A 2,558-nucleotide genomic window follows, 5' to 3' on the forward strand; every position below is an offset into this window, starting at 1 on the left:
CAACCTTTATTCATGGGGCTCTTCAAGTTTTTTACTGCTATATTCCTTCTTTATTTATGCAATCATAGGGTTAAATAACATGAAATGGGTAACGTATGAAGGCAAAGGTGATATAGAGAGTTATTCTGCCGCGATCTTAAATCATGATCATGAGAGTGCATTGGCTATCTCTTCGGTGGAAAAGAGTCCCAGATCAATTGCTATTTATCTGGAAAATCGATCCTCCGTCGTTGAAACGCTTCTCTTCGCCCGGCCCAAAAGTATCGTATTGACGCTTATGCAAAATGGTGATTTTGTTATTATATCAAATTATATAATTCTCCATTCTTGGTATATTGCTATCATTTTACTCTCATCCATTGCATGGCCGTCACTTCTGATTTTTTCTTTTAGTGCTCTATATTCCACGCCAACAATAGCTGTATTCTTAGCACTATTGGCATTTTGGCTATTGTTTACCTCACATTTTCTGCTTACAGGAAGTGCTTATCAGATAGGTGTTATACTTGAAGTGCTTCAAAGTGCCGCGAGAGTTAGAAATGAAGTCCTGACGAAAATGTATAGTCCGAGACGCAGTTCTTTCAATCGCATCCTTATTTTTTACACAGCATATGTTCTTACAATATTTTTTGTTATTTTAACATTGAATCATAAAGCATTCTTTGGCAACAATGGCATTGTTTTGATTATGATGACTGTTGGGGTCACCAGTATGCTATTCGTAGCATTTATACCGATACTTCATAGAAGAGCTATTCCTGTTTATTTACGATTCAACCAGATGGTGCCTAACTTCAGTTTTTTGTTTGGTTTTATCTGTTTATCGGTTATTTTTTCGATGTGGAGTTTCCCTACGAAACAAATCGGTTTAGAAAAGTTAAATGTTTTGGCTGCCACACTGAGTGTCTTGGATTCTTCTTCTTCTTCTTCTTCTTCTTCTGCTGCTGCTGCTGCTGCTTTATTTGAAGCCAGTATATATGCTAATTGGCTACGAAATAGAACTATTGGAATGGTGCTTCTTATCGCAACTTTCATTACAATGGGCATTCGTTCTTTTGTAACGGGTATTCGCATGGCAGTAACCTTTACCTTTCCTGCTTCTAGGAGGTTAACTTTATTCTCTGGTAAAAATCCTACTATCACAGAGGCTGCATCAGGGAGGGGTTTCTTATCTATATTTCGTCTTATCCTTGGCTGGTGGTGGTTGACTTTTAGTGTAATATTTTTATGGTTGATTGCGATAAATGCCACGGCCTTTATATCCGCTCTTGTTGGGCCAGAGAAACTTTCGGTTTTCCCAACATCACAGTGGATTCTTGTTTCTCAGCGGTTGTTATCATTGTTAGTAACAGGCAAATTAAATTCAGATGCTGTTATGGCGTGCGTTCGTATTGGGTGGTTAATAGGATGCGGGTTAACTGTTCTTATAGTTGGAATTTCAATTTATCAGTTAATATCTCAACGGCAAGAGCAATATCGGGACTTGTTGGACCAAGCAAACGGGGATGATTATGCTAGTAAAGTTATCAATGATATGGACGGCTTGTTTTGTATGGAACCGCCACGAATAAGCATAATAGACACGAAGGATATTAATGCCTGGGCATATGAGTTCGGTTTGTTTCGTAGACAGCGATTTGTCAAAATCACTTCGGGGGTAATCGAACAAGAAAGACTTACACCAGGATTCTTACGTTTTGTAATTGGTCATGAGCTCTCACACTTGCGCCTGGGTCACGTTTCACGGCTGAATTGGTTAAGATGGCTTGGCCGCTTAACTCTTGTTGGAGATACGTTTGTACTCACCTTTTTCAACTCTTGGGGGTGTGAGGAAGCAGCAGATTTGTATGTACTTCGTAAAATGAATATACCCCGTTATGCAATAATAGGCTGTTTGGAGATATTGCAGCAACACAACTTTCGTAGATTCAAAAATGATAAAAGAATGTCAGGCTATGCGGATGACGATTCGGAAAGGGCAATAAGCCTTGAGAGAACAAAGGTTCACAGACGGACGATCAAGGATTATATTAGAGCTTTTATCGATCAATACACAAATCCGTTTAATCATTCCTACTGGCATCCAGATATCAAATGTAGGATTGAGAATATCAGTGTTCGAAAATGAAACAAATTTTTTTAATTTGTCGCTATCAAAGGATAAACCGAACAAATAAGGATAGAATGGCTTGCGGATAATTTTCCCATTACCATTGTAAACATGGCCGTATGTTCTTTTTTTGCAATGAAGTGTGGATCGGACCAAACAAATTTTCGCAAACCACTGTTGATAAAAAAAATAATTTCTAAACTCTCAAAAACAGCTCGTCGTGGCCTCATTTTGATACCAAATGGGGCTTCTAAGAGATTACATCAACTATTTCGCAGAGTCTAACAACCAAAATGCACACGGGCAGCCGGTGATTTTGAAATGTTAATCCAAGATAAAACTTTATGCATTGTAAAGTTGAATATGCACAGGTCCTCATGAGACTTGTGTGGATATCCCAAGATGTCCAGCACCACTTCCCAAACTTGACAGCTCATCACCCGGCAAA

General features: G+C 38.7%; 1 protein-coding gene. It reads left to right on the plus strand.

Translation table 11 applies throughout. The annotated features are described in order from the left end of the window. On the plus strand, window positions 1–2,128 hold a 2,128-nt coding region (locus ACYQ2M_RS24930), incomplete at its 5' end, for a M48 family metalloprotease (protein ID WP_459919112.1). Window positions 2,129–2,558 lie beyond the last annotated feature (430 nt).

The organism is Desulfocicer niacini (assembly GCF_054657595.1).